Below are 26,351 nucleotides of genomic sequence, written 5' to 3' on the forward strand. Positions count from 1 at the left end.
CCGCCCGCTGACGTAGGGTCGTCGGGGTGGAGGGTGACCAGACGGGCGAGGCCGCGTCGCGTCGGGCCGTCGAGGCGATCTGGCGGATCGAGTCCGGGCGCCTCGTCGCAGCGCTCGCCCGCATCACCGGTGACCTCGGCACGGCCGAGGACCTGGCTCAGGACGCACTCCTTGTGGCGCTGGAGCAGTGGCCGGTGGCCGGGATCCCGCCCAACCCTGGTGGGTGGCTCATGACGACCGCGAAGCGACGGGCCATCGACGCCCACCGTCGGGCGGGAACGTTCGAGCGCAAGGTCGCGGTGCTCGGCCGCGATGTCCTCGACGACGAGCCCGGTGTGGACAGCGACGACCTGGTCGACCGGCTCGACGACCACGTCGGTGACGACCTGCTCCGGCTCGTCTTCACTGCGTGCCACCCGGTGCTCTCGCTCGAGTCCCGCGTCGCGCTGACCCTGCGCTGCCTGGGCGGCCTCACGACAGAGGAGATCGCCCGGGCCTTCTTCGTGCCGGAGAAGACGATGGCGCAGCGCATCGTTCGGGCCAAGAACACCTTGCGCGACAAGGGAGTTCGTTTCGACCTCCCCTCGCCGGACGACCTCTCCGAGCGCCTCGCATCGGTGCTCCAGACGATCTACCTCATCTTCAACGAGGGATACTCCGCCACCACCGGCGAGGACTGGACGCGCCCGATGCTCTGCCAGGACGCCATGCGTCTCGGCCGCCTCCTCGTGACGCTCGTCCCGAACGAGCCCGAGGTGCACAGCCTCCTGGCCCTCATGGAGATCCAGGCCTCGCGCCTGCCCGCCAGAGTCGGGCCGGACGGGTCGGCGGTGCTCATGCCGGACCAGGACCGACGCCTCTGGGACCGGCTGCTCATCCGCCGGGGGCTCTCCGCCCTCGCGACGGCCGAGTCGCTCGACGGCCCGGTCGGTCCCTACCGGCTCCAGGCAGGCATCGCCGCCTGCCATGCCCGGGCTCAGAGACCTGAGGACACCGACTGGGCTCGCATCGCGGATCTCTATCAGGTGCTCTTGGGTGTCTGGCCGTCACCCGTCGTCGAGCTCAACCGGGCCGTCGCGGTCGGCTTCGCGCACGGACCTGAGCGCGGGCTCGAGATCGTCGAGCGGGCCGCGGCGTCAGGCACGCTCGACGCCTACCCGCAGCTGCACGCAGTCCGAGGGGACCTGCTCGACCGCGCCGGACGGCATACGGAAGCGGCGGATGCGTTCGAGCGGGCGGCCGGGCTGACCCGCAATGCCACCGAGCGGTCGCTGTTCACCCGCCGCGTGGCGACGGCGCTGGGCCGCGCAGCGGCCTCCAGGCGGCCCGGACAGCGCTGATGAGCGATCACCTCGGCCGGTAGGCGTCACGTCTGTGGTCTACTCGCAGAACCACGACCTCCCGCTGCGACTCGTTGATCCGGTACAGCACACGGTAGGTGCCCCGGCGAGCAGAGTGGATGCCACGGATGCAATTGGCCGTGACGCCCGTCGACCTCCGATGTCGATCCGGCAACGTCCCGATGTATCGGCCTCGCGTCGGGCGGATGATGAGGGGGTGAGCACCCCGCTCGCCTACTGGATCGCCGTGGCGCTGGGCGCTGCCATCGCGGTCGCCCTGTGCGTCGGGTGCCGCCGACGGCCGGGACCATGGACGACGTGGGCCGGGCGAGCGATCGCGATCGTGCTGGCGCTCGACGCGGTCGTCTTCCTCGTCCGCCCGCTGGTGCAGGGCGGCTGGTCGGTGCAGACGTCGCTCCCGCTGGCCCTGTGCGACCTCGCGCTCGTCGTCGCGGCGGTGACCTGCTGGTGGCCGGGTTGGCAGCTCGGTGTGGAGCTCACCTACTTCTGGGGGCTCGCCGGAACGCTGCAGGCGGTCATCACCCCGGACCTGAGCGCCGGGTTCCCACAGGTCGAGTTCTTCCAGTTCGTGGCGGGGCACCTCGGCATCGTGATCGCTGCGCTCTACCTCGTCGTAGGCCTGCGGCTGGAGCCCCGCCCGGGGGCGGTGCCACGCGTGTTCGGCCTGACCGTGGCCTACGCCGTGCTGCTCGGGATCTTCGACTGGGCCACCGGCTCGAACTACATGTACCTCGCCGCACCACCTGACCGGGCCACGCTGCTCTCGGCGCTCGGGCCGTGGCCGTGGTACCTGCTCACGGCGTCGGCGGTCGCCTACCTGCTGCTGGTGCTGCTCGACCTGCCCTTCCGCCGGTCGCGCCGTCGCTCACCCCCGTCAGCGGTGGTTGGCGACGGCGACCCGGCCGTTGCGCAGCGAACCAGGGTTGCCGGCGGGCAGGTCGAGCCCGGCCGACAGCTCGAGTAGGTCGAGGTCGGACTCGACGTCGAACCCATTGTCCGACAAGAGCTTTCGTATGCCGTCCGGTCGCCACAGCGAGCGCCACGGCTCGCGCGCCATCGGGTCCTCCTGCCGAGTGACGCGGAGCAGGAGTCGCATCACCCTCCGCATCGCTGAGGTGCGCAGCGACTTCGCCTGGTAGTTGACGACCAGCCGGCTCCCCGGCGCCGAGAGATGGGCGACCTGGTTGACGGTCGACCGCACCGCCTCGGCCGTCAGGTAGGGCACGACCCCTTCCCAGACCCACGTCGTCCTCACCGACCGGTCGAAGGAGGCGTGCTCGAGCGCCGGCGCGAGCGCGTCGCGGGAGAGGTCGACCGCGACCGGGACGACTGTCGCGGCGACGGCCGGGCGGCCAGCGAGCCTGCGCAGCTTGTCGCGGCTCGAGGCGGGGTGGTCCACCTCGAACACCGTCGCCGACGCGACCTCGGTCATGCGCCAGGCACGCGAATCCAGTCCAGCTCCGAGGATGACGACCTGAGCTGCTCCGTGCTGCGCGACCGCCTCGTCGATCGCGATGGTCCGAGGCACCATCGACACGCCAACCCACTGGACCATCTCATGGCTCATGCGCTGCGGTCCGGAGGGCGGCACGCGTCCCTCTCTGACGTCGTCGACCACGGCCAGCTCGGACGGGTCGAGCAGCTCGCGAGCGACGGAGTCGTGGAAACGGCCCACGGCGTAGCGTCCGAATGCTGCCGCCCGGCCCTGGCAGACCAGCACGGCCGTCGAGCTGGCCGCCTGCTCAGTCGCTTGGTCACCCATGCGAACAGTCAAGCATCGTGGGCCATCGGGCCCATCGTCGCGGACCGCCGACGGCAGGCGGGCTCGCGGACTACGCTGCCCTGCATGGTCTCGAAGACCACTCGGGTCCGCGCCGGGCGCCCGGCGCCCGCGCGATGACCCGCCCCGCATGAGCGCCGTCGCTGACCGGCCCGACGAGGCCGCACGGGGGTGGCAGGGGCATGTGCCCGGCCTGGGGGCGGCGAGGTCGTACCAGCGCCCGTGGCTCTCCAAGGACCTCATCGCGGGCCTGGTGCTGTCGGCGCTGCTCGTGCCGCAGGGGATGGCCTACGCCCAGCTGGCCGGACTGCCGCCGGTGACGGGCCTCTACACCTCGATCCTCTGCCTCGTCGCGTATGCCGTCTTCGGGCCGTCGCGGGTGCTCGTCCTCGGGCCCGACTCCTCGCTCGGTCCCATGATCGCGGCGACGATCACCCCGCTGGTGCTTGCCGGGGGTGATCCGGCTCGTGCGGTCGCGCTCGCGTCCGTCCTCGCGATCATGGTCGGGGTCATCATGGTCGTCGCCGGGCTCGCCAAGTTCGGCTTCGTGGCCGACCTGCTCTCCAAACCGACTCAGATCGGCTACATGAACGGGCTCGCCCTCACCATCATCGTCGGCCAGCTGCCCAAGATCTTCGGCTTCTCCACCGATGCGGACGGGCTCCTCGCTGAGATCCGGGCCTTCGGGTCAGGACTCGCCAACGGCGAGGCGAACGCGGTCGCCGCAGTCATCGGGCTGGGTGCCCTGGCCGGCATCCTGCTCCTGAACCGGCTCCTGCCGAAGGTGCCGAGCGTGCTGGTGTTCGTCGTGCTGACCGCCGTCGCAGTCAAGGCATTCGACCTCCAGGCACAGGGTGTCGACACGGTCGGCGTTCTCCCGCAAGGCTTTCCACCGTTCACGATCCCGCTCGTCGGATTGAGCGATCTGCCGCCGCTGTTCCTCGGCGCGCTCGCGATCGCGGTCGTCGCCCTCGCGGACACGATGTCCACTGCGTCCGCCTTCGCCGCCCGCAAGGGCGAACGTGTGCAGGGGAACCAGGAGATGGTCGGGATCGGGGCCGCCAACATCGCGGCCGGGCTCTTCCAGGGCTTCTCGGTCAGCACGAGCGGGTCGCGCACCGCGGTCGCAGAGCAGGCGGGCGCTCGCTCCCAGGTCACCGGGCTCGTCGGCGCCGCGGTGATCACCGTTGTCCTGCTGTTCGCCAACGCCCTCATGCAGTACGTGCCGCAGCCGACGCTCGGAGCCATCGTCGTCGCGGCCGCGATCTCACTGACCGACGTCCCCGGCACCCGCCGGCTGTGGCTGCAACGGCGCATGGAGTTCCTGCTCTCCATCGTCGCCCTGCTCGGGGTCGCCCTGCTCGGTGTGCTGCCGGGCATCCTCATCGCGGTCGGGATGTCGATCCTCAACGTCTTCCGCCGTACGTGGTGGCCGCACCAGGCTGAGCTGGGCCGAGTCGAGGGGATCGCCGGGCTGCACGACACCAAGAGCTACCCGGATGCCGAGCTGCTCCCGGGGCTGGTCGTGTACCGGTTCGACGCACCCCTGATCTTCGCCAACGCACGGACGTTCAACGAGACCGTGCGTGCGATGCCTGAGGACCACCCGGACCTGCGCTGGATCGTCGTGGCCTCGGAGCCGATCACCGATGTCGACACGACGGCAGCCGACATGCTCGAAGACCTGGACACCTGGCTCGGTGACCGCGGCGTGTCCATGGTCTTCGCGGAGATGAAGGACCCCGTGCGAGCCAAGATCGAGCGCTACGAGCTGTCCCGCACGATCGACCCGTCGCGATTCCTGCCGACCATTGGCGCGGCCGTGGCCGAGTACTCGAGACGGACCGGGGTGACCTGGCGCGGCCCGGACGGACCGGCGTGACGGCACGCTGACCGTGCCCGTTCTCTGGGGGCCTCGAGCACCGACATTCACCCGCTGCGAGTGACGACCGGCGGGCCTGGTGGAGCGCACCCTGGGAGTGCTCCTGGGAGAACGTCGTCACGGGAACGTGCGACGTGCCCGCGGGGGAGCGAGTGGCGCAAGCGCAACGCCGGACGGAGGCGTGGTCGTGGATCGTGGGTATCGAGGCAAGGGCACTTCGCAACGGCACGGAGTCCGCAGAAGGCTGGTCTTCCTGACTCTGGCGGCCCTCGGCGTGCCGCTCTTGGCGGCCTGCTCCCAGCAGAGCACCACGCCGACGCTGAACTGGTACATCAACCCGGACAACGGGGGCCAGAAGCGGCTGGCCGAGAAATGCACCCCGAAGGACGGCAGCTTCACGGTGAACATCCAGACGCTGCCGAACGACGCGTCCCAGCAGCGCGAGCAGCTGGTTCGCCGTCTCGCGGCCCAGGACAGCTCGATCGACGTGATGAGCCTCGACCCGCCGTTCGTGGCGGAGTTCGCCAACGCCGGATTCCTGCGCCCGTTCTCGAAGTCGGACGAGGCGACCCTGACCCAAGGCGTCCTGCAGGCACCCATCCAGACAGCGTTCTGGAAGGGCAACCTCGTCGCGGCGCCGTTCTGGGCGAACACCCAGCTCCTCTGGTACCGCAAGTCGGCCGTGACGGCGGCGGGCGTCGACCCGACTGCGCCCGGGTTCACCTGGGACCAGATGATCCAGACCGCTGAGAGCCAGAAGAAGGTGATCGGGGTCCAGGCCAACCGCTATGAGGGCTACATGGTCTGGATCAACGCCCTCGTGGTCTCGGCCGGGGGGCAGATCATCACCAACGTCGAGGCGGGCAAGGACGCCACGCCCTCGATCGCGTCGCCCGCCGGGGACGCCGCGGCAAAGATCATCGGCACCCTGGCGCGGTCGTCCGCCGCGCCGCCGGCGATGTCCACGGCCGGCGAGGAAGAGGCGCGCTCGGCCTTCCAGGGCGACCGTGGGATGTTCATGGTCAACTGGCCCTACGTGTACAGCGCCGCCCAGGGCGACGCCAAGGCCGGGGCCATCCAGCAGTCCGTCGTCGACGACATCGGCTGGGCGCGGTACCCGGAGGCCGTCGCGGGCAAGGAGAGCAAGCCACCGCTGGGCGGCATCAACCTCGCCATCGGGGCCTACACCCAGTACCCGAACCAGGCGCTCCAGCTCGTCAAGTGCGTCACCTCGCTCCAGAGCAACATCGACTACATGCTCGACTCCGGCAACCCGGCCGCGAAGGCCGCGGCATACGACGACCCACAGGTCCGCAAGGTCTTCCCGATGGCCGACCTGATCCGCGACTCGATCAACGGAGCCGGGCCACGCCCGATCACGCCGTACTACAACGACGTCTCGACATCGGTCCAGATCACCTGGCACCCCTCCACCGGCGTGACCGCACCGGAGACGCCGAAGGAGACCAGTGACTTCATGACGGCCGTCCTGCATGGCCAGCGACTGCTGTAGCCGAACTGAAACCCGTCTCTGAAGAGCAGGAGGAGCCATGGCCGCCAACGAACCGGCAGCAGCCACAGGGCAATCGGTCGCGACCGCGCCGCGCCCGGCGACGCCGGTGCCGATCTCCGACCGCACTCGCCACGAGCGTCGTCTCGGGCTCTACCTGTCGGCCCCCGCGTTCGTCGTCATGGTGGTCGTGACGGCATACCCGCTGGTCTACGCGGTGGTGCTCTCGCTCTACAACTACCGCCTCACGGACCCCTCCGGCCAGGAGTTCGTCGGCCTGCGCAACTATGCGACCGTGCTGACCGACCCCGTCTGGTGGACCGACTTCAGCACGACGCTGATCATCACCGTCGCCAGCGTCGCGGTCGAGCTGGTCCTCGGGTTCGCGTTCGCCTTCGTGATGTACCGAATCCTGCAGAGCCGCAGCCTGGTCCGCACCGGCATACTCCTGCCCTACGGCATCATCACGGTGGTCTCGGCATACATCTGGCGGTACGCCTTCCAGCTCGACTCCGGCTTCGTCAACCAGTGGCTCAACCTCGCCGACTTCAACTGGTTCGGGCAGCGATGGTCGTCCCTGTTCATCATCATCCTGTCGGAGATCTGGAAGACCACGCCCTTCATCTCGCTGCTGCTGCTCGCAGGTCTGGTCCAGGTCCCGTGGGACCTGCAGGAAGCGGCCTCGGTGGACGGGGCCACCGCCTGGCAGCGGCTGCTGCGCGTCACCCTGCCGAACATGAAGGCGGCGATCATGGTGGCCCTGCTGTTCCGGACACTCGACGCATGGCGGATCTTCGACAACCCGTTCATCATGACGGCCGGCGCCAACCAGACCGAGACCCTGTCGTTCCTGGCCTACCGCCAGAACGTCACCCTGCTCAATATCGGGGTGGGGTCCTCGATCTCGGTCCTGCTGTTCTTCACGGTCGTCATCATCGCGTTCATCTTCGTCAAGCTCTTCCGGACCGACCTGTCACAGGTGAGGGGTGACCGCTGATGACGAGCCCACGCGCCGCCAGATGGTGGACCATCTGGGGTCTGCTCATCCTCGTATGGGCGGTGTTCCCCCTGTTGTGGATGGTGTCACTGTCGTTCAAGGACCCGGCGACCTTCCGCAGCGCGACCCCGACCTTCTTCCCGAAGGAATGGGTGTGGACGAACTACCAGACCGTCTTCAGCGACTCGCTGTTCACCAGTGCTCTGCGCAACTCGGTGGGTATCGCGCTCATCGCGACCCTGTTGTCGGTCATCGTGGCGATGTTCGCGTCCTATGCCATCGCGCGGCTCGAATTCCCCGGCAAGAAGCTCCTTCTGTCGATGGCCCTCGCTATCGCGATGTTTCCCCAGGCCGCCCTCGTCGGGCCGCTGTTCAACATGTGGCGCAACCTCGGCATCTATGACACCTGGGTCGGCCTGATCATCCCTTACCTCACCTTCGCGCTCCCGTTGTCGATCTGGACGATGTCGGCGTTCTTCCGGCAGATCCCGTGGGAGATGGAGCAGGCGGCCCAGGTCGACGGGGCGACGGCTTGGCAGGCATTCCGCAAGGTCATCGTGCCGCTCGCGGCCCCCGGTGTCTTCACGACCGCGATCCTCACGTTCTTCTTCTGCTGGAACGAGTTCCTGCTCGCCATCTCGCTCACCTCGACCGACAAGGCCCGCACTGTTCCGGCCGCCCTGTCGTTCTTCACCGGCGCCTCGCAGTTCCAGTCGCCGGTGACCGCAATCATGGCGGCCTCCGTGGTCGTCACCATCCCCGTCGTGATCCTCGTTCTGGTCTTCCAGCGCCGGATCGTGGCGGGCCTGACGTCCGGCGCCGTCAAGGGCTGACGTGCCCTTCGTCAACCAAAGGAGTGGTCAGTCGTGGCAGCCATCACCATGAAGAACATCGTCAAGCAGTACAGCGACGGGTATCTGGCCGTGGACGACGTGAGCCTCGACGTCGCCGACGGTGAGTTCGTGATCCTGGTGGGACCGTCCGGGTGCGGCAAGTCGACCTTGCTGCGGATGATCGTCGGGCTGGAGGACATCACCTCCGGCGAGATGCTCATCAACGGCACCCGCGTCAACGAGAAGGCCCCGCGCGACCGCAACCTGGCGATGGTGTTCCAGAACTACGCGCTCTACCCGCACCTCAACGTGTTCGAGAACATCGCTTTTCCCTTGCGGCTCAAGAACGCTCCCGAGTCGGAGGTGAAGGCGAGCGTGATGGAGGCAGCCGAGGTCCTCGAGCTGACCGAGCACCTCGAGCGCAAGCCGGCGAACCTCTCCGGCGGGCAGCGCCAGCGGGTCGCGATGGGCCGGGCCATCGTCCGCAAGGCAGACGCGTTCCTCTTCGACGAGCCGCTGTCGAACCTGGACGCCAAGCTCCGCGGCCAGATGCGCACCGAGATCGCCCGCATGCAGCGCCGGCTCGGCACCACGACGGTCTACGTCACCCACGACCAGACCGAGGCGATGACGCTCGGAGACCGGATCGCCGTGCTGCGCAAGGGAGTCATGCAGCAGGTCGGGACCCCTCACGACCTGTACGACTCCCCGACCAACCTGTTCGTCGCCGGCTTCATCGGCTCGCCGCCGATGAACTTCATCCCCGGGCGAGTGCGGGACGGCGGCATCGAGACGCCGTTCGGCGACGTGGCTGTGAGCGACCGCTTCAAGCGCTCGGCCGGGCACGAGCTGGTCATCGTGGGCATCCGTCCGCAGCACTTCGAGGACGCCTCGCTCGTCGACCCGGCCGTCCGGTCGCGTGGGCACACGTTCTCGGCGACGGTCGACGTGACCGAGTGGCTCGGAGACGAGCTGTACGCCTACGTGCCGTACGAGGCGCCCCATGACGTGACGCAACAGCTCAAGGAGCTCCAGCGCGAGCTGGACAGCGAGCAGATGCGCACCCAGCTGGTCGTGTCGCTCGACGCCCAGAGCCGGATCAAGAGCGGCATGACGACCGACCTCTGGTTCGACAGCGAGCAGGCCCACATCTTCGACCCCGCGAGCGGTGAGAACCTCACGCAGTATGCCGCCCGGCCGGAGCCCGCAGTGAGCTGACCGCGGGGACCACGGGACCCAAGACGGTGGGGCGTATGCCGGAGAGGGCGGCATACGCCCCCCACTGGTGTCGGCTAGCGGCGTGCGGGCGCGTCCAGCAGGCTCGCCATCCGCTTGGCGACGAGGTCCGTGGCGCGGCGGGGGCTGAGCCGGGTCAGCCGGTCGAGCATGCGCGCGTCCTTGCCGACCACGATGCGGTAGTGGCCCTTCTCCACACCGCCCTCGATGATCTGGCGGGCGGCGTCCTCGGGTGTGGTGAGCGAGGCGGCCTGGGCCGAGTCCATGGCCTCCATCCCCGGGATGGCGACACCGCTGTTCTCGGTGATCGGGGTGGCCACGCCTCCCGGATGCACCACGGTGACAGAGACATTCGTGGTCCGTAGCTCTGCGTAGAGCCCTTCCGTGAGCAGCTGCACAGCCGCCTTGCTGGCTCCATAGACCGTCTGGCCCGGGACTGGGACGAACGCGCCCATGCTCGAGACGTTGACGAGCGCCGCCTCCGGCCTCGCGAGCAGCACTGGCAGGAACGCCTGGACGGTGTTGACCACACCCCAGAAGTTGACCGCCATCACCTTCTCCACGTCGGCTCGGGCGAGCTCGGCGAACGGGACGAAGCGCTGGATGATCCCGGCCACGTTGAGCAGGCCGTCGACCTGTCCGTGGGCGGCCATCACTTCCTGCGGGAGGGCGGCGACCCGGTCGAGGTCGGTCACGTCCACCGTGTGGCTCGAGAGCCGCTCCGCCGCAGGTCCTGCGAGACGGGCCGTCTCCTCGAGGCCTTCGGGCCGCAGGTCGACCGCGGCCACTCGGGCGCCGCGCGCGAGCAGCGCCAGGACGACCGCGCGGCCGATCCCGCTGCCGCCGCCGGTGACGACCAACACCTTGCCGGAGATCCTCATGTCTTCTTCCTTGCTCTCGAGATCAGCCCGCCACGGCAGGCTGCCGGGCTGCGTGCTTGGCGGCGATGTACCCGAAGACGCAGGCGGGACCGAGTGTCGACCCCGGCCCCGGGTAGGTACGGCCCATCACCGACGCGGAGGTGTTGCCGGCCGCATACAGGCCTTCGATGACGGTCCCGTCCTCACGCAGAACCCGGGCGTCCGCGTCGGTGAGGACACCGCCCTTGGTGCCGAGGTCACCTGCGACCACCTCGACCGCGGTGAACGGCCCCTTCTCGAGGGTCCCGAGGTTCGCGTTCGGGCGTGAGCCGGGGTCGCCGTAGTAGCGGTCGTACGCCGAGTTGCCGCGCCCGAAGTCGTGGTCGATGCCGGTCCGTGCGAACCCGTTGAACCGGTCGACGGTGGAGGCCAGGCGGCCCGGGTCCACGCCGATCGCCCGAGCGATGTCATCGAGCGTGCCGGCCTTGTGCAGGATGCCGGCCGCCGCCATCGCCTTGCCGGCGCGCGGGTCGAGCGCGTAGGACCGCAGGTAGCGCCGAGCGTGCCGGACGTCGGCGATCATCCAGTACCTCCCGGGCACCGTCTCGAAATGCTCGAGCATGTGGTGGCCGAGGTCGACGTAGGACTCGGACTCGTTGGCGAACCGGTCCCCTCGGCCATCGACGATGATGGTGTGCGGCATCGAGCGCTCGCTGACCAGGAACGCCGCGGCGCCCCCGACCGCCGACGGCGGGATCGATGCGCCCCACCACGAGTCGTCCATGAGCTCCAGGGCTGCGCCGGCCCGGACCGCTACGTCGATGCCGGTGCCGACATTGCCCTTCGAGCCCGACGAGGCCGTGCCGTCGACGCCCTGGTAGCGCTGACGCCACTCTCGGTTGTGGTCGAAGCCCCCGGTCCCGAGCACCACGCCGTGCCGCGCCCGGACACGTTGGGTGGCGCCGCCGCGGTTCGTGCGGACCCCGACGACCCGGCCGTCCTCGACGACCAGCTCCTCGACCGGGGCAGACAGCCAGACCGTGGTCCCCTGTCGCAGGGCGACGTCCAGGAGCGATGCGGTCAGCGTGGCGCCCATCCCGACCAGCCGCTTGCCGCGCACCAGACCACCGAGGACCCGACCGACGACGCGGGCGCCGCGAGCGGCCCCGTCCGCTGTGGTCCAGGCTCGCGACAACAGCCAGAAGTCGTCCGTCTTGACGGGGGCGGGGACCCCGTCCCGGCCACGGGCGGTCGCCCACCAGGAACCGAGCCTGCGGGTGTCGAAGGGCTCGACCTCAAGCGCCCGGCCGATCTTGCCGCCCGGCAGCTCAGGGTAGTAGTCGGGGTACTCCGCGGCGCGGCAGAAGCGCACGCCCAGCCGCTCGGCGAGGGTCACAAAGCCCTCGACACCGTCGACGAACGCCTCACGCCGCTCGGGTGAGGATGCGGGACCGGCGTCTCCGACGGTGACCTCGAGGTAGGCGAGGGCCTCCTCGCGACAGTCCGCGGCGCCGGCCCGCCGCATCAGCGGGTTGGTCGGGAGCCACAGGCCTCCACCCGACATCGAGCTGCTGCCACCCCAGCGGTCCGTCCCCTCCAGCATCAGCACGGTCAGCCCCGCGTCGGCAGCGGTGATCGCCGCCGAGAAGGCTGCCGCGCCGGTCCCGGCAACGACGAGGTCGTACGTGTGGTCCCAGACGTTCTGCATGGTCCAACCTCCCACTATCCGGACAACCCTGTCCGGTTCGATACAGTGAAGGATGCCTGCTCCGCAGACCCCACGCAAGAGTCCCGAGCAGAACCGTGGATCCACCGGCCGGCCGAACCGCGGCCCCGCGGCCGCAGCCGCCAACCGCGCCGCGTTGGTCGAGGCGGGTCGCGAGCTGTTCGCCCGCGAGGGCTACGACGTCCCGATGAGCGCCATCGCGCGGGCGGCCGGAGTCGGGCAGGGCGTGCTCTACCGGCATTTCCCCAGCCGGGTCGCGCTCGCGCTCGCGGTGTTCTCCGACAACATCGACGAGCTCGAGCGGGCCGCGGCGACCGACGTCGATGACGGAGGCTTCCTGGCGCTGTGGCGCAGGATCGTCCACCAGACCCTCGAGTCGACGGCGTTCGTCGACCTGCTGGTCCGGGCCGAGCCGATGCCCGACTGGGCCGGCGCGGACCGGCTCGAGGCGATCGTGGGTGCACCCCTCGCGCGGGCCCAGGCCGCCGGGCTCGTCCGCGCCGACCTGACGGCGCACGACGTGATCCTGCTGCAGCGCGTGATCTACGGCGTGATCGTGACCGCCCCTGAGTCGACGGACCTCTCGGCCGAGGTCAGGCGCACAGCCATGCTCGTCGACGAGGCTCTGGGGCGTGCCCTCGACGGCTGACCGACGCGGCCCGCGGGACACCACCAGTGAGCACCTGTGCAGCTGTGGTGCCGGTATGCCGCTTGCGACCACGACACGTGACCATCGGCGCAGCTGTGGTGTCGCGTCGGGGTGCCTCGCTCCTCGCCTACGCCCTCACGCCGATGGCGATCGGCTCGGACGGGCGGGACCACGGGCGGCGCGCCACGGCAGCGGCATACCCCTCGGCGAAGACGCCGAGAAGCCGGAGCAGCTGCTCCTGGTCGTCGGGCTGCAGCGATCCCAAGGCGTCCTGGTAGAGCCCCAGCATCAGGGTCAGGTCCTGCTCGAACTGGGCGAGGCCCTCCGCGGTCGCGGTGATCTCGCGGGCCGCATGGCCGGCCGCGCGGCCACGCCGGAGCAGGCCGGCCTTGAGTGCCGCGTTCACCTGCCGGTTGACCGTCGACTGCTCCAACCGGAGCGCTTCGGAGATCTCGCGCAACGTCCGGGGCTGCCCGTCGGAGAAGAGCCACATGAGGCGCTGGTCCGCCGCGCCGAGCCGGGCATGCTGCTCGGCCACCCGGCGGAACCGGTCCAGCCCGGCGAGGATCGCCGCGACCTCCCGATCCGGAGTCACCGCGAACTGTCGCCCGGTCGCCGTCATGGGAACCTCCGCCAGACTTGCCGTCATCGATCGTATGTATGTAGCATACACACGCAAGACATATGTAACATACATATCCACGAATCCGGTTGGGTGGCAAGACTTATGAGTTCAGCTTCGGATGCCGTCGAGACCCAGCTGGGCCGCGGCAGGTTCTCCGTCAAGGTCGTCATCGCCGTGCTCTGCTTCGGCAGCCTCTGCGGTGCCCTCATGCAGTCGCTGGTGATCCCGATCCAGAGCGAGCTGCCGGCACTGCTCGGGACCGAGGCCGGCAACGCGTCCTGGGTCATCACGGCGACGCTGCTCGCGGCGGCCGTCACGATGCCGGTCACCGGCCGGCTCGCCGACATGTACGGCAAGAAGCGGGTCATGGTCGTCTCGGCCGCGCTCCTCGTCGTCGGCTCGCTCGTCGCCGCTCTGTCCAGCACCCTCGCTCCCATCCTCGTGGGGCGCGCCCTTCAGGGCATGGCGATGGGGTACATCCCGGTCGCCATCAGCGCCGTCCGCGAGTTCGCCCCGCCGCACCTCAAGACGGGTGCCGTGGCCACCGTCAGCGCCACCCTCGGCGTCGGCGGCGCCCTCGGCCTGCCGCTGGCCGCGTGGATCGCGCAGGACTACTCGTGGCACGCCCTGTTCTGGATCTCGACCGTCCTGGCGGCCGTCGTGCTCGCGCTCACCATGCTCGTCGTGCCGCCCGTCCACGACGAGCACCCGGCCCGGATCGACGTCGTCGGCATCATCGGCCTGGCGATCGGCCTGTGCGCGACGCTGGTCGGGATCTCCAAGGGCTCCGAGTGGGGCTGGACGGCCGCGTCCACGCTGGGGTGCGTCGTCGGCGGCATCGCGGTCCTCGTCGCATGGGGCTGGTACGAGCTGCGCCACCACGACCCCCTCGTCGACCTTCGCACCACCGCCACCCGACCGGTCCTGTTCACCAACCTCGCGGCCGTGCTCATCGGGTTCGGCATGATGGCCCAGACGATCGTCGTCCCCCAGCTGCTGCAGCTATCGACGCAGACCGGCTTCGGCCTCGGGCAGACGATCCTGCAGGCAGGCCTGTGGATGGCGCCGGCGGGCCTGATGATGATGCTCTTCGCCCCCGTGTCGAGCCGCCTCATCACCACGATCGGCGGGCGGCGCACGCTGGGGATCGGCGCTGTCGTCCTGGGCGCCGGCTACCTGACCGCACTCTTGCTCATGGACGCCCCGTGGGAGCTCATGCTCGCCTCGTGCATCGCCTCCGCCGGCGTCGGGATCGGGTATGCCGCCATGCCCACCCTGGTCATGGACAACGTCCCCGAGAGCGAGGCGGGCTCGGCCGTGGGTCTCAACGCGCTCATGCGCTCGATCGGCACCACCGTGGCCGGAGCCGTGATGGCCGCGGTCCTGACCAGCCGGACCATCGCGCTGGGTCCGGTCCAGGTCCCCAGCCAGAGTGCGTTCACGACGTGCTTCATCGTCGGCGCGGCAGCTGCCTTCGCCGGTGCCCTGGTGACGCTGCTCATCCCGCGCGGCCGCACGAACGTCGTGACGACGAGTGTCGGGGAGCCGGTGCCCGCGCTCGCCGACTGAACGCACTGCGTCTCATCGGCTCGCGTGGAGCCCGGCCCGGCGGCTGCGGGCGAGACCCCAGATGATGAGGCCGGCGGTGACGACGGCAGAGGCGATGCCGAAGCTCAGCGAGCCGATGCTGAGGATGAGCGGCACGCTGAGCGCGGTGAGGATGCCACCACCGAGGAAGGGCTCGTAGAAGAGCTGCTTGTAGCCGTACCCCCTGGCGGCACCGGTGGTGTGGGCCGGGTCAGCCATCTCGGCGAGGATGAAGCCGGTCGCGACGTTGCCCTGTGACTGCCCGTAGTCGGCGATGCCGCGCTCGAACCAGTGGGCCGGGAAGAAGCGCGGTCCGAGCCACAGCAGGCCGGTCACGCTCCACGCGACAGAGAGCGCCGTGAGGATCAGGATGCTCGGGATGTTCGCGCCGAGCGTGGCAAGGGACAGCGTGCCGATCGCGGCGGCGATGAGCAGGTCGAGCGAGAGGCCCGTGATGTCGTTGACCGTGCGGCGCTCGACGACGTCCTCGTGGTCGGTCATCGACAGCACCAGCTGGACGACGAACCCGCCGATGACCGTGAAGGGGAACAGCGGGAACCGGTCGAAGAGGTCCGACCCGAGGGCGTTGGAGACGGCGCGCAGGCCGAGGAGGATCAGCAGGCCGATGAAGATCGCGACGGCGATGGCTCCGAAGCTGCGGCTGATCGACCCGAGCCCGATGTCGGTGGTCGTGTCGCCGTCGTTCGGCGGCACGTCGCTGAGCCGGCTCGCGGTCGACCGGGCCGCGGTCTGCTCGCGAGCCACGTCGACGCTCGGCTTGCGGACGGCCCAGTTGACCAGGATGGTGCCCCCGATGACACCGGTCAGCATGCTGAGCGTGGCCAGGCCCAGGCCGATGTCGACCAGCTCTCCGGCGCCCGCCTCGTCGAGCAGGCCGCCCATGCCCGCGATGGTGCCGTGCCCGCCCGCGAAGGACATCTCGATGATCGAGCCCGCGGCATCCGGTAGCCCGAAGACCGGTGTGAGCAGGAACGTGACGGCTAGGCCACCGATCGCGAACTGGCCGAAGGAGTAGACGCTGCCGAGGATCGCGTGCGGTGCGGCGTCGTTCCAGATCCGCCCGAAGGAGGGGAGTCTCTTGCCGATCATGATGCCGCCGAAGACGACGTTGATCAGCAGGCCCGGCAGCGCGGACAGCACGGGGACCGTCTCAGCCGGCACCAGGCTCCAGCCGTTCGTCAGCTCCCCGAGGACCTGCGGGCCGACCAGCAGGATCAGGAATCCGGCGATGACGCTCGCCGGGATGTAGACGGCGGCGAGCCACGGGACGGTGCGGCGAAGGAGCATGCCCGCGATGAGCGCCATCCCAAGCAGCAGGAATGAGAACGCGACCCACTGGGCTTCGTTGAAGTGCCCGAACACCTATCGCTGTCTAGCAGATCCGGGAGCCGGTGGGGGAGATCGCGGCGTTGCGTTAGACACGTCGTCACTCGGCGAGCAGTGCCGCCAGGGTGCCGCCGAGCTCGAACGCTGCGTCTCGGACCCCGCGGTCGACCGGTCCGGTCACCAGGAGCGGGCTCGCCGAGCGGACCCAGCCCAGCGCCCCGGCGATCGACTCGATGGCGCGGCTCGCGCCTGCCGTGTCGTTGTTGCCGTGCACCCAGTAGCCGTACGGCATTCCGCGCTTGGCTTCCAGCGTCGGGTAGTACACCGTGTCGAAGAAGTGCTTGAGCGCCCCGCTCATATAGCCGATGTTCGCTGTGGTGCCAAGGAGTATGCCGTCGGCTCCGAGCAGGTCGCTCACGGTGGCGGACAGCGCCGGGTGGAGGTCGACCGTGACGCCCTCGATGCCCTCGGCGCCGGTTCCGGCGAGGACGCTCTCGAGCAGCTCCTGGGTTGCGGGCGAGGGCGTGTGGTGGACGACGAGCAGACGCGCGGTCACGCTGCCCAACCTAGCCGCCCACGCGGCATACGCTCGGGGCTCGAGCCGCCGTTGAGGTCCGAAGCCACCCGTGCACGGGTCGCTTCAGACCGGGCGAGTGGCTCAGGCCTCGCGAGGCGGCTCGGCCGCTGCCGACCACTCGTCGTCGAGGATCGCGTAACCGACCGAGTCGAGCCATCGCCCGGACCGGTGCAGCGAGTCGCGCACCCCGTGCACCTCGCGGCGCATGCCGACGCGCTCCATGAGGCGCCACGAGGGCTCGTTGCCGAGGAAGGCCACAGCGGTGACGCGGCGCAGGCCGAGGTCGTCGAAGCAGTATCGGAGGACCTCGCGCACGGCTTCGGTGGCGTAGCCGTGCCCGGTGTAGGCCGGATCGAGGACCCAGCCGAGCACGGCCTGGACGCCGTGCGCCTGGTCGGCGACCTCACGCTGGGCCCACGCATCCTCGCGGCGGAGCATGAGGTCGCCGATGACCGGCCCCGAAATGCCGCCGAGAGTGATGACGAGGGTCGTCTCGAGCCGGGCGGGGTCACAGAAGAGCGCGCGGTAGCCCTCGAGATCGGCGGGGCTGCCCGTCAGCCACTCGTTGACCTCCTCGAGCTGCCGGAACCTCCACGTCGGCTCGGTGTCGTCGACGGTGGAGGGACGCAGGGTGAGGCGCTCGGTGCGCAACGGGCGGTCCAGCGCCGAGCGGCGCTCGGGGGACGGTGCGCCGGCGGCGCGCAGGTCGAGCAGGACGGCGCCGATGTCCCGGAGTCCCGCGAGTATGCCGTGCAGCTGGGCCTGGTCGGCGACCGCGACCGTCACCGTGGTGGTGCCGTCGGCGTCGCGAGCCAGGTCGAGCTCGCCGAGCCAGGTCGACCAGTGGTCGTCGAGGTGACCGTCGACGCGGATGGTGTAGGTCGTCGGGGAAGGGTGCACGGGAGCCCTCTCTGGTCTGGACGGTGCCGTCGTCACCGGCCGGCCCCGCTCCCGGGTGCTCATCGGACGGTGGCGACGTCAGTGCGCGCTGCGCCGGTCACGCTCGAGTCTGCCCCTCGCCGGGCCAGGCGGAAGAGCGAGACGCCGAGCCCGATCATCGCGATGCCGTTCGGGAAGGCGAGGAGGCGGTAGAAGGCGTCCGGCATCACCGACAGGGCAGCGCTGACGACGCCGCTGACCGCGAGGAGCACGGCCGCCCAGCGGGCGAGCAGGTGGGCGCGGAAGAGGGCGATGCCGAAGACCAGACCGCCCAGCAGGTAGGCAGCGCCCTGGAGCTTGGCCATGGTGGCCAGCGCCCCGATGTCGCCCACCGGCGAGCCGCCGGTCGTCGCGGCGATGACGTCGTTGGCGTAGGAGGGGCTGATGGCTGCGACGGTCGGCATCACGAACGCGGCGACGAAGGCCGTGCTCATGATCATGAGGTAGCCGGCGCTGAGGACGAGGTAGCCAACGAGCCCGAGCACGCCGTTGCGGCGCACCTGGCTGAGGTACATGCCGGTGATCCCGACCAGGGACAGCACCGCCAGGAGGACCTTCAGGGTGTCGCGGACGGCCATCTCGGTGGTCTGGATCGAGGCCGCGTCCAGGTGCGGGTGATTGACCTGGACGCCGATGAAGAGGGCGCCCGCGGCCGCGGCGCAGATGCCGGCAGCAGCCGTGAGGCGAATGGTGGTGATGGTCATGTGAGGCTCCTCGGTTCCGGTGCCGGACGTGGCGCCCGGCGATGTCCGCAACGCTAGGAACCGACGTGGTGAGGGCACATCACCAGGTGATGTGACGGTGGTGGTGAGCCTTCTGGTGAGCCTTCTGGCGGGACTCGTGGCGCGCCCGCTGGCGGCTCGACGGGCCGCCGTCAGAGGAGGCCGAGGTCGGCGGCTCGGCGGACCGCGGCTCGACGGGTGTTCGCGCCCAGCTTGGTGAAGATGTGCTTGGTGTGCGTGCGCAACGTGTTCACCGAGACGAAGAGCCGTCGAGCGATCTCCGGCCCGCTGAGGTCCGTCGCCAAGAGCCGCAGCACCTCGAGCTCACGCTCGCTGAGCTCCTCCTTCCCTTGCCCTGCCGTGCGTCCAGGTCCGTCGCGTCCGGGCCCAACCGCGCCCGGCTCGGCCCGCGCGACAGGCAGCAGGCGCCGGGCCTGTGCTTGCGCCTCCGGCGCCTCGCTGCGGACGACCTGCTCGAGCAGGGTGGTCATCGGCTCTCCCTCGTCGAGGAACAGGCGGACGTACCCGGCCGGCACGCCGTCGACGAGGGCAGCCGCCAGGTCCGCCGTCGCCGAGATGTCACCGTTCGCCTGACGTGCCAGCGCCCGCACCATGAGCGCCTCGATGACGCTGCCGTGCCGGCCCGCAGCCCGCGCGACGTCGAGGAGGCGGTCGACCAGGTCGAGCGCCGCGCGCGGGTCACCTTCGGCGACAAGCAGTCTCGCGAGGGTGAGCTGGTCGTGCTCGGCGAGGTAGACGGGCGGGTCCGTCGACGCGACCCCGCGGTCTCGCGCCCACGCCCGGGCGTCGTCGAGGTGGCCCTGCCGGATCCGGACGCGTGCCCGGGAGGCTGCGATGGGACGCACGTCCGGAAAATAGCCGGGCAGGAAGAGCGGCTCGGCCTCGTCGAGCATCGAGCCTGCACCGTCGAGGTCGCCTCGAGCCTGCAGCAGCGCGGCCGTCGCGGTGAACCACCGGAACCGGTTCTCCAGCAACGACGCCCGGTCGCCCAGCTCGCGCGCCACCTCGAGGTGCTCCTGCGCGGCATACAGCTCGCCCTGCTCGCGAAGGACGTCGGCAAGGCCGACATGCAGGTCTCCCGTCGTCGGGAGCACTGGGCCGGGGTGGCTCTCGGCCGCGGCGAGCGCGCGCTCGTACAGCCGGCGTGCCTCGACCGGGCGTCCGCGCGCCAGCCACATGTTGCCCAGCACGACGGTCGCGCCGAGCTCGTCGGCCAGCATGCCGGCGGCGTGGAGGCTGGCGACGGCCTCGGTGAAGGTGTCCACGGCCGTGCTGAGGTCGCCGGCGGCCCAGGCCGCCAGACCGACAAATCCCGCGGCTGCACCACGGGGGAAGTGGTCATCCGGTCCGGCCAGGGCGAGAGCCCGACGCGCGTGCGCGACGGTGCCCTCCACGTCGCCTCGCGCCTGGGCGACAGACGCATGATAGACAGCGACCATCGCTGGGAGAGAACGGAGCTCACCGTCTCGGCCTTTGGCCGCCTCGGCCAGTGCTCCCGGAGTGGCGATGGTCGCGGGCGGAGCCGCATCCAGGGAGTCAGCGGCAGCGCCGAGCCAGGGTTCTACCGAATCGAGGTTGCCGGTGGACAGCTGGCTCCACCCCATCACCGTGGCGAGCAGTGGCCGGCGCCGGATGACATCGTCGGGCAGCGCGCTGAGCCACTGCCGAAGGATGCGGTCCTGGCGCTGCCTGCGCAACCCGGCCACCGCGAGCTCGATGAGGTCGGCGGCGTGCTCGTGGTCACCGCTCGCGATCGCGTGCGGCACGGCGTCGATGAGCTGCCCGTTCTCGGCGAGCCACCGGCTCGCCGCGGCATGCAGCTCGCGGACGGTATGCCGGTCGGTGTGCCGGTCGGTATGCCGGTCGACGGGGCGGGCGGTGGGGCGCGCGGTCAGCCGGGCGCGCAGCGCGTCGGCGAACAGGTGGTGGTAGCGGTACCACCGGCGCTCGCCGTCGAGTGGGACGAGGAAGAGGTTCTCGCGGTCGAGGGTCTCGAGCAGCTGCTGGCCGTCGGCGCGGCCGGTCAGGGCGTCGCAGAGACCACCGCACAGCTGGTCGAGCACGGAGGTGTCGAGCAGGAAGTCGCGCACCTCGTCCCGCTGCCGGTCGAGAACCTCCTCGACGAGGTAGTCGAGGACGAACCGGTGGCTCCCGGAGAAGGCCTCCACGAACCCAGCGACGTCGCCAGGCCCGTCAGGGGGCGTGTCGCGGGACTCGACGCCGGACCGGTCGCGGGTCTCGGTGCCGGGCCTCGAGTGGGCCCGGACGGCGAGCGCGGCCAGCTGGAGCCCGACAGCCCACCCCTCGGTCCGAGCCTCGAGATCGGCGACGAGGTCGGGCCCGAGCCGGAGCCCCATCACGTCGTTCAGGAACTCGTGGGCCTCCGCGTCGGTGAACCGCAGGTCCGCTGCCCGCACCTCCACGAGCTCGCCGCGAGCGCGCAGGCGGGAGAGAGGAAGTGGCGGATCGGCCCGCGTGGTGATGGCCAGAGTGACGTGCGACGGAAGGTTGTCCACGAGGAAGGTCACCGCGTCGTGGACCGCCGGCCCGTCGATGACGTGATAGTCGTCGAGCGCCATCACCAGCGGGCCGGCCATGACGTCGAGGTCGTTGACCAGGCTGACCAGGACGGCGTCGGGCGGAGTCCCGTCGCCGGCATCGAGCAGGGCGAGCGCCTCGGCGCCGGCGTCGGGCTCGGCCGTGCGGATCGCGGCGACGAGGTGGGTCAGGAACTGTCGCAGGTCGGCGTCGGCAGCGTCCAGGGCCAGCCAGGCCACCGCGCGCCGCCCCCGCTCGGCAGCGAGCCACTGGGTCAGGAGGGTGGTCTTGCCGAACCCGGCCGGAGCCGCGACGAGGACGAGCCGCGGCGTCTCGCCTCCGTCCGCCGCCAGCCGGTCGGCGAGGCGGTCCCGCTGCACCAGGCGACGACGAGGCGACGGCAGGTGCAGCTTGGTGCCCAGCACAGGCATCTGCTCAGAGTAGGGCCCGCGGTGTCGTCAGGTTGCCGGTGGGTCGTCAGCCAGCTCGACCCAGGTGCCGAGCCCGTCGATGTCGGCGCCGCGGGCGAAGGCGCGCAGCGTCTCCGCCGCCCGGACCGAGGTCGAGATGAGCTCACCGGCGAACTGGGCACGATCGGGAACCGGGAAGTCGTAGGTCTCGTCTGCCCCGACCAGCCCCGTCCCCTGCAGGACAAGCCACCGGCCGCCCTCGTCGAGACGGCGGACGACGCCCAGGTCGCCGTTGATCGACAGACCCAGCAACGGATAGTCCGAGCCGGCCCTGGACACTTCCGTGTAGCCCGACCTCAGCTCCAGCAGGGAGTCCAGCAGCTGTTGGTAGGCCGCGTCGTCGGAGAGCGTCCGTGCCCCGTCGACCCCGGCGACCCCGGCGACCCCGTCGACCCCGTCGACCCCCGCGGCCCGGCCGGGGGCAGGCTGGGCGACCGTCCACTCGACGTCCACGGTCGGTCTCCTCGAGCTCTGGTCCGTCATCGGACCTGCAGGTGGATCAGCGGGGCCGCCACCGCGGCATACCGCTGCTGGACGGCCCGTCATCCTGGCCTCTGGTGCTCACCAGCCCTCGGGTGACGGCAGACTGGCCACCGTGCCGAAGCCGACGTTGGCCCACAGCGAACCGAAGGCGACGACGCCGCCGAAGACGAGCGGCTGACCGGCGACCGACACGGCACGGTCCGCGGTCAGGTCGTCGCGCAGATGGACGAACCGGCCGTCGATCGGCACCCAGACCTCACCGGCGATCACGACCGGGCTCCCGACGGACGTGCCCGCATCGGTCATCGTCGCCTCCCGGGTGACGAGGTCGAGACGTGTGATCAGCGACGAGCAGTCGCTGATCCAGAGCGCGGTTGCCGTGACCGCTGGTTGCTGGTCACAGAACTGGACTGCAGTGGGCACCTGGACGCGCGTGGTCACCTCGCGGCTGGCGGTGTCGACAGCGATGAAGCGATGGTTGCGGTAGTCGGTGACCCACACTGTCCCGTTGACCTCGATCGGTGTGGCCGGTCCGTAGGCGCTGCGATTGCCGACCTTCACCTGGTCGAGCAGGGTGCCGTCCGTCGCACGAAGGATGGACAGCGTGCCGTTGTGGTGGCCCGCGACCCAGATCTCGTCGCCCACGATGGCCGACCCCGACGGCGCGTCGCTGGCCACCGACCACTCGAGCTGCCCTGTCCTGGCGTTCCACTTCTCGACGTGGTCGGTGCCGAAGACGGCGCGCACGATCGTGTCCCCTCCGCCGGTCACGTTGGCCCCGGGGTCGCCGCTCACGACGGTGACCTCGTCGGTCGTCGGGTCGATCGCCACGAGCCCGTCTGGCGACGCGGCCCAGACCCGTCCGCCGGCCACGGCCATCGTGCCGACGAACCGGAGCTCCCGGGTCGGGATCGTCGCCGTCGGATCGACCTCGCGGGTGACCACCCCGGTGAGGTCGAGTGTTCCTATCGCCAGCGCTTCGGTGGCTGCGTCGGCCCGCGCGACGGCTGACGTCGAAGGCGCGTATGCGGCACCGAGCGCCGATGCGACCAGGGTGAGCGCCGCCGCTGCGAGCAGCCGTGTCCGGCGCGGTCGCCGGGGCGTGACGTGGTGGTGCGTGTTCATGGATTCCTCCCTCGTGCCGGGCCCGGTCGGGTGGCAGGTTCCACGGTTGCGGTAAGGCGCGTGCCACACATCTGGCGAATGCCTTATCTCTCGCAGCACCGGTCCGGACGTGTGCAGCCGGTGGGCCGATGAGCGACTCGATGAGCGACTCGATGAGTCAGTCGATGAGTCAGTCGACGGTTCAGTCGACGGTTCAGTCGATGAGCAGCGTGCGGCGGGCGATGGCCGCTGCCTCGGTGCGGTTGCTCGCATGCAGCTTGGCGAGGATCCGCGAGACGTGCACGCTGGCGGTCTTGGGCGACATGTTCAGCTCGTGCGCGATCTCGTTGTTGCTGCGTCCGTCGGCGACGAGCGACAGCACCTCGCGCTCGCGCACAGTCAGGTGGTCGGGACCGGTCGGCCGCTCGCGGGCATCGCTGGGAAGCGGAAGGCGGGCCCGGTGCGCGAAGGCGAGGATCTCCGTCCGTAGCGGTGCGGCCCCGAGCCGGTCCGCGGTGGCCAGGGCCGTGAGGGTCTCGGTCAGCGCACGGTGGCGGTCGCCGGCCCCGGCCACGGACTCGGCGAGCCGCAGACGGCATACGGCTTCGTCCCAGCTCCACCCGATGAGCGCCCACGCGTCTGCCGCGGCAGCCCAGTCGGCGGGCACCTCGGCACCGCGATGGCTCGCCATCAGGGCCGCGTGCTCGGCGCGGAACGCGTCAGCCGCCGGACAGTCCCACTGCAGGCGCGCCGCGGTCGCGTCGAGGCGCTCGACGAAGCCGTCCGGCGCAGGGTCCGCCGGACGCGCGGTGTGAGCGGCGGTCTCGGCGCGAAGGCTGGCGTTGAGCGCCGGCCACACCGTCGCCGCGCGCCAGGCGCCGGGGTCGCCGTCGAGCGCGCAGAGGAGGCGACGGGCGACCGCTGCGTGCCCGACCGCGTAGAGCGCGAGCACCGCGTCACCCAGGTATGGCCCGTCCTCGAACGGGTCGGCGTCCACCTGCAGGGTCGGCTCGACCCGGCTCAGGAGCTCGGGGACACCGGCGATCTCGCCGCGCGTGACCAGCAGCCGCATGGCGGTGCTGTCGGCCTCGTCCTCGAAGCCGGGAACGGTGCGCAGCACGTCGACCAGCCGCTGCGCTGCCGTCCAGTCGCCGACGTCGAGGTGCGCCCTGGCCAGCAGGAACGTCACAGTCGCGTAGCGGACCGGGATGAGGTGGGGCGCCCGAATCGGGGCCAGGACGCGCTCGGCCAGGTCGATCGCCTCGCGCGAGTAGCCGGAGCCGACCAGAAGCACGAGCTGGACCGTGGAGATGAGCAGCCGGTCAGCGACAGGTGCGTCCTGGAACTGTGCAGCCAGCGCAGCCATCCGGTCGGCCTCCGGCCGCGGCCGGGCCCGCACCTGCGCGTCGAAGCCGACGAACACCGCGGCCCGCAGCCGCGCCTTCCGATGTCCCAGTGCCTCGGCCATGTCGAGCGCGACACGATGCTGCTCGTCCGCGAGCCGAGGGTCGAACCGCCTGGCCGCCCTCGCGTTTCGCTGCAGGGCGTCGGCCGCCCTGAGGTCCGGCGCAGCCCCCAGGAGCGTCGTCGCGCGGTCCCTCGTCGTTCTGTGGTCGACCGAGACCGGCCCGTCGAGCCGGGCCCTGGCACCCTCGGCACAGAGGGTCAGCCAGAGCGGACCCACCGGGTCGGCGTCGCCCCTCGTCAGTGCCCGCTCGCGGTTCACGATCTCGAGGAGCTCGGCCCAGTGACCGCTGGCCATGGTCGCGATCGCGAGGCCGTAGAGGATCTCGTTCCGTCCGATGGCAGCCACAGCCTCCGCGTCCGGCACCTGCGGCCACAGGTCCAAGGCCCGCGTCCAGTGGAGCGACTCCAGCGCCGCGTCGCCGATCTCTGCGGCTGCGAGGGCCGCGCGACATGCTGCATCCAGGGCAGCCGGCGCGTCCCCGGCCTGGAACCAGTGGTGCGCCAGGGCGAACACCGCGGCCGCGTCGGCCCTGACCCTGCCCTCGATGGCCCTCGCCCAGGCACGGTGCAGCTCGCGACGCCGACTGGGCAGCACGGTGGCTGCGACCGCCTCGCTCACCAGAGCGTGGACGAAGGTGATCGAGGCGGTCTGGTGCGACACCCCGAGCACGCCGCCCCGGACCGCCTCGTCGATGCTGGCGTCGAACTCCACCTCCGACAGGCCTGCGGCGGACCTCAGTCCCACGAGGTCCAGAGGCCCGCCGGCCAGAGCGGCGGCCTCGACCAGCCTGCGTGCCGGAGCCGACAGGTGGGGGAGCCGGGCCAGGACGATCTGCCGAAGCGAGAGCGGGAGCTGGGAGCCGACATCGTCGAGACTGGCGACGAGCTGTTCGACGTGAAGCGGGAGGCCTTGTGCCAGGTCGACGATCCGCTCCGTGAGCGGCAGGGTCATGTCGGGCCGTCCGATGCCCGAGATCTGCTCCCGAACGCGGGCCTCGTCGAGCCGTCCGAGGTGGATGGTGTGAGCGTGGGGTTGCGACTGCACGTCGGCGAGCATCGAGCCCACGGACTCCGGGTATGCCGCGGCCGCCCGGACCGAGCCGACGAGCAGCTGCCTGCGAGCCCCGACGGACCGGGCAGCGACCGTGAACAGGTCACGGCTCATCCGGTCCGCCCACTGCAGGTCCTCCACGACCCAGCAGAGCATCCGGTCCGCGGACAGCTCGTCGATGAGGGTCAGGGCTGCCCCGAGCACGAGCACCCGGTCCAGGGTGGTGCCCCCGCCGAGCGAAGGGACGATCCCCGACAGGTGCTCGGCCGCGTGGCCGAGGCGCCCTCGCACCTCCTCCAGGCCCACCTGCCGGACGATGTCCCGCACGGAGTCCGCCAGGACGCCGAACGGCACGTCACCCTCGGAGAGCTCGACGCCGTGCCCGAAGACGACAAGGTCGCGGCCGCGGATCCGGTCGGTGAGCTCCGCGACGAGGCGCGACTTGCCGACTCCGGCCTCACCGCTGATGATGACGACCGACCCTCGGCTACCCCGCGCGTCCTCCGCCAGGTCCAGCAGGTGTGACAGCTCGGTGTCGCGGCCCACCATGACGCGGCTGCGCGGGTACGGCATGCGTCCATTGTGG

Annotated in this window: 22 protein-coding genes; 9 read left to right on the plus strand and 13 right to left on the minus strand. The window is 70.6% G+C overall.

What is annotated here, in order from left to right; genetic code table 11:
* Positions 1 to 26: 26 nt before the first annotated feature.
* A complete protein-coding gene (locus tag ACYVLP_RS08250; RefSeq protein WP_460626860.1) occupies positions 27 to 1,340 on the plus strand; it encodes an RNA polymerase sigma factor in 1,314 nt (437 codons plus the stop codon).
* A gap of 7 nt (positions 1,341 to 1,347) precedes the next feature.
* Here ACYVLP_RS08250 and ACYVLP_RS08255 read toward each other — a convergent pair whose 3' ends face one another.
* Positions 1,348 to 1,515, minus strand: coding sequence for a type II toxin-antitoxin system RelE family toxin (locus ACYVLP_RS08255; RefSeq protein WP_460626861.1), 168 nt, complete (start codon positions 1,513 to 1,515; stop codon positions 1,348 to 1,350).
* Between the two features lie 42 nt (positions 1,516 to 1,557).
* Here ACYVLP_RS08255 and ACYVLP_RS08260 point away from each other — a divergent pair, with 42 nt between their 5' ends.
* Complete coding sequence (locus ACYVLP_RS08260; protein ID WP_460626862.1) at positions 1,558 to 2,325, plus strand: YwaF family protein; 768 nt, start codon at positions 1,558 to 1,560, stop codon at positions 2,323 to 2,325.
* Here ACYVLP_RS08260 and ACYVLP_RS08265 read toward each other — a convergent pair.
* Positions 2,236 to 3,123 carry a class I SAM-dependent methyltransferase gene (locus ACYVLP_RS08265; RefSeq protein WP_460626863.1) on the minus strand — a complete coding sequence of 296 codons (888 nt, stop codon included), beginning with the start codon at positions 3,121 to 3,123 and terminating at the stop codon, positions 2,236 to 2,238. The genes ACYVLP_RS08260 and ACYVLP_RS08265 overlap by 90 nt on opposite strands.
* Positions 3,124 to 3,271: 148 nt before the next feature.
* On the opposite strand from ACYVLP_RS08265, the gene ACYVLP_RS08270 reads away from it, so the two are divergent.
* From ACYVLP_RS08270 to ACYVLP_RS08290, 5 genes are all read left to right on the plus strand, one after another.
* Positions 3,272 to 5,023: a SulP family inorganic anion transporter gene (locus ACYVLP_RS08270; RefSeq protein WP_460626864.1), complete on the plus strand. Its 1,752-nt coding sequence runs from the start codon at positions 3,272 to 3,274 to the stop codon at positions 5,021 to 5,023.
* Positions 5,024 to 5,210: 187 nt separating this feature from the next.
* Complete coding sequence (locus ACYVLP_RS08275) at positions 5,211 to 6,536, plus strand: extracellular solute-binding protein (RefSeq protein ID WP_460626865.1); 1,326 nt, start codon at positions 5,211 to 5,213, stop codon at positions 6,534 to 6,536.
* Positions 6,537 to 6,573: 37 nt separating this feature from the next.
* Entirely contained in the window at positions 6,574 to 7,530 is a 957-nt protein-coding gene (locus tag ACYVLP_RS08280) for a carbohydrate ABC transporter permease (protein WP_460626866.1), read from the plus strand.
* Positions 7,530 to 8,363, plus strand: a complete 834-nt coding sequence (locus ACYVLP_RS08285; RefSeq protein ID WP_452269916.1) for a carbohydrate ABC transporter permease — start codon at positions 7,530 to 7,532, stop codon at positions 8,361 to 8,363. Before ACYVLP_RS08280 ends, ACYVLP_RS08285 begins: the two co-directional genes overlap by 1 nt.
* 33 nt (positions 8,364 to 8,396) lie before the next feature.
* Complete coding sequence (locus tag ACYVLP_RS08290; protein WP_460626867.1) at positions 8,397 to 9,581, plus strand: ABC transporter ATP-binding protein; 1,185 nt, start codon at positions 8,397 to 8,399, stop codon at positions 9,579 to 9,581.
* Between the two features lie 74 nt (positions 9,582 to 9,655).
* Here the strand turns inward: ACYVLP_RS08290 and ACYVLP_RS08295 are convergent, their stop codons facing one another.
* A complete protein-coding gene (locus tag ACYVLP_RS08295) occupies positions 9,656 to 10,480 on the minus strand; it encodes an SDR family NAD(P)-dependent oxidoreductase (RefSeq protein WP_460626868.1) in 825 nt (274 codons plus the stop codon).
* Positions 10,481 to 10,502: 22 nt separating this feature from the next.
* Positions 10,503 to 12,167 carry an FAD-binding protein gene (locus tag ACYVLP_RS08300; protein WP_460626869.1) on the minus strand — a complete coding sequence of 555 codons (1,665 nt, stop codon included), beginning with the start codon at positions 12,165 to 12,167 and terminating at the stop codon, positions 10,503 to 10,505.
* Between the two features lie 52 nt (positions 12,168 to 12,219).
* Here ACYVLP_RS08300 and ACYVLP_RS08305 point away from each other — a divergent pair, with 52 nt between their 5' ends.
* Positions 12,220 to 12,834 carry a TetR/AcrR family transcriptional regulator gene (locus ACYVLP_RS08305; RefSeq protein WP_460626870.1) on the plus strand — a complete coding sequence of 205 codons (615 nt, stop codon included), beginning with the start codon at positions 12,220 to 12,222 and terminating at the stop codon, positions 12,832 to 12,834.
* Between the two features lie 127 nt (positions 12,835 to 12,961).
* On the opposite strand, the gene ACYVLP_RS08310 is transcribed toward ACYVLP_RS08305, so the two are convergent.
* Positions 12,962 to 13,456 (minus strand): MarR family winged helix-turn-helix transcriptional regulator, encoded by a 495-nt coding sequence (locus ACYVLP_RS08310; protein ID WP_460626871.1) that lies wholly within the window; start codon positions 13,454 to 13,456, stop codon positions 12,962 to 12,964.
* A 105-nt stretch (positions 13,457 to 13,561) separates the two neighbouring features.
* Between ACYVLP_RS08310 and ACYVLP_RS08315 the strand changes: the two genes are divergently transcribed.
* On the plus strand, positions 13,562 to 15,028 hold the full coding sequence (locus ACYVLP_RS08315; RefSeq protein WP_460626872.1) for an MFS transporter: 1,467 nt from the start codon (positions 13,562 to 13,564) through the stop codon (positions 15,026 to 15,028).
* Between the two features lie 12 nt (positions 15,029 to 15,040).
* On the opposite strand, the gene ACYVLP_RS08320 is transcribed toward ACYVLP_RS08315, so the two are convergent.
* The 8 genes from ACYVLP_RS08320 to ACYVLP_RS08355 all read right to left on the minus strand — a co-directional run bounded on the left by ACYVLP_RS08320 (position 15,041) and on the right by ACYVLP_RS08355 (position 26,338).
* A complete protein-coding gene (locus ACYVLP_RS08320; protein ID WP_460626873.1) occupies positions 15,041 to 16,429 on the minus strand; it encodes a sodium/glutamate symporter in 1,389 nt (462 codons plus the stop codon).
* Between the two features lie 64 nt (positions 16,430 to 16,493).
* Positions 16,494 to 16,949: a flavodoxin family protein gene (locus ACYVLP_RS08325; RefSeq protein ID WP_460626874.1), complete on the minus strand. Its 456-nt coding sequence runs from the start codon at positions 16,947 to 16,949 to the stop codon at positions 16,494 to 16,496.
* Between the two features lie 102 nt (positions 16,950 to 17,051).
* On the minus strand, positions 17,052 to 17,870 hold the full coding sequence (locus tag ACYVLP_RS08330) for a GNAT family N-acetyltransferase (protein WP_460626875.1): 819 nt from the start codon (positions 17,868 to 17,870) through the stop codon (positions 17,052 to 17,054).
* A 59-nt stretch (positions 17,871 to 17,929) separates the two neighbouring features.
* Positions 17,930 to 18,613 (minus strand): hypothetical protein, encoded by a 684-nt coding sequence (locus tag ACYVLP_RS08335; RefSeq protein ID WP_460626876.1) that lies wholly within the window; start codon positions 18,611 to 18,613, stop codon positions 17,930 to 17,932.
* 170 nt (positions 18,614 to 18,783) lie between these two features.
* Complete coding sequence (locus ACYVLP_RS08340) at positions 18,784 to 21,621, minus strand: tetratricopeptide repeat protein (protein WP_460626877.1); 2,838 nt, start codon at positions 21,619 to 21,621, stop codon at positions 18,784 to 18,786.
* Between the two features lie 27 nt (positions 21,622 to 21,648).
* Positions 21,649 to 22,113, minus strand: a complete 465-nt coding sequence (locus ACYVLP_RS08345; protein ID WP_460626878.1) for a hypothetical protein — start codon at positions 22,111 to 22,113, stop codon at positions 21,649 to 21,651.
* A 108-nt stretch (positions 22,114 to 22,221) separates the two neighbouring features.
* Entirely contained in the window at positions 22,222 to 23,268 is a 1,047-nt protein-coding gene (locus ACYVLP_RS08350) for an NHL repeat-containing protein (protein WP_460626879.1), read from the minus strand.
* A 193-nt stretch (positions 23,269 to 23,461) separates the two neighbouring features.
* Positions 23,462 to 26,338, minus strand: coding sequence for a helix-turn-helix transcriptional regulator (locus tag ACYVLP_RS08355; RefSeq protein ID WP_460626880.1), 2,877 nt, complete (start codon positions 26,336 to 26,338; stop codon positions 23,462 to 23,464).
* Positions 26,339 to 26,351: the final 13 nt, after the last annotated feature.

Source organism: Intrasporangium mesophilum, assembly GCF_054783095.1.

Coding starts and splice junctions, on each gene's coding strand:
- ACYVLP_RS08265 (WP_460626863.1), bottom strand. CDS start 3,123: ATGGGTGACCAAGCGACTGAGCAGGCGGCCAGCTCGACGGCCGTGCTG.
- ACYVLP_RS08270 (WP_460626864.1), top strand. CDS start 3,272: ATGAGCGCCGTCGCTGACCGGCCCGACGAGGCCGCACGGGGGTGGCAG.
- ACYVLP_RS08280 (WP_460626866.1), top strand. CDS start 6,574: ATGGCCGCCAACGAACCGGCAGCAGCCACAGGGCAATCGGTCGCGACC.
- ACYVLP_RS08285 (WP_452269916.1), top strand. CDS start 7,530: ATGACGAGCCCACGCGCCGCCAGATGGTGGACCATCTGGGGTCTGCTC.
- ACYVLP_RS08295 (WP_460626868.1), bottom strand. CDS start 10,480: ATGAGGATCTCCGGCAAGGTGTTGGTCGTCACCGGCGGCGGCAGCGGG.
- ACYVLP_RS08300 (WP_460626869.1), bottom strand. CDS start 12,167: ATGCAGAACGTCTGGGACCACACGTACGACCTCGTCGTTGCCGGGACC.
- ACYVLP_RS08305 (WP_460626870.1), top strand. CDS start 12,220: ATGCCTGCTCCGCAGACCCCACGCAAGAGTCCCGAGCAGAACCGTGGA.
- ACYVLP_RS08310 (WP_460626871.1), bottom strand. CDS start 13,456: ATGACGGCGACCGGGCGACAGTTCGCGGTGACTCCGGATCGGGAGGTC.
- ACYVLP_RS08315 (WP_460626872.1), top strand. CDS start 13,562: ATGAGTTCAGCTTCGGATGCCGTCGAGACCCAGCTGGGCCGCGGCAGG.
- ACYVLP_RS08335 (WP_460626876.1), bottom strand. CDS start 18,613: ATGACCATCACCACCATTCGCCTCACGGCTGCTGCCGGCATCTGCGCC.
- ACYVLP_RS08340 (WP_460626877.1), bottom strand. CDS start 21,621: ATGCCTGTGCTGGGCACCAAGCTGCACCTGCCGTCGCCTCGTCGTCGC.
- ACYVLP_RS08350 (WP_460626879.1), bottom strand. CDS start 23,268: ATGAACACGCACCACCACGTCACGCCCCGGCGACCGCGCCGGACACGG.
- ACYVLP_RS08355 (WP_460626880.1), bottom strand. CDS start 26,338: ATGCCGTACCCGCGCAGCCGCGTCATGGTGGGCCGCGACACCGAGCTG.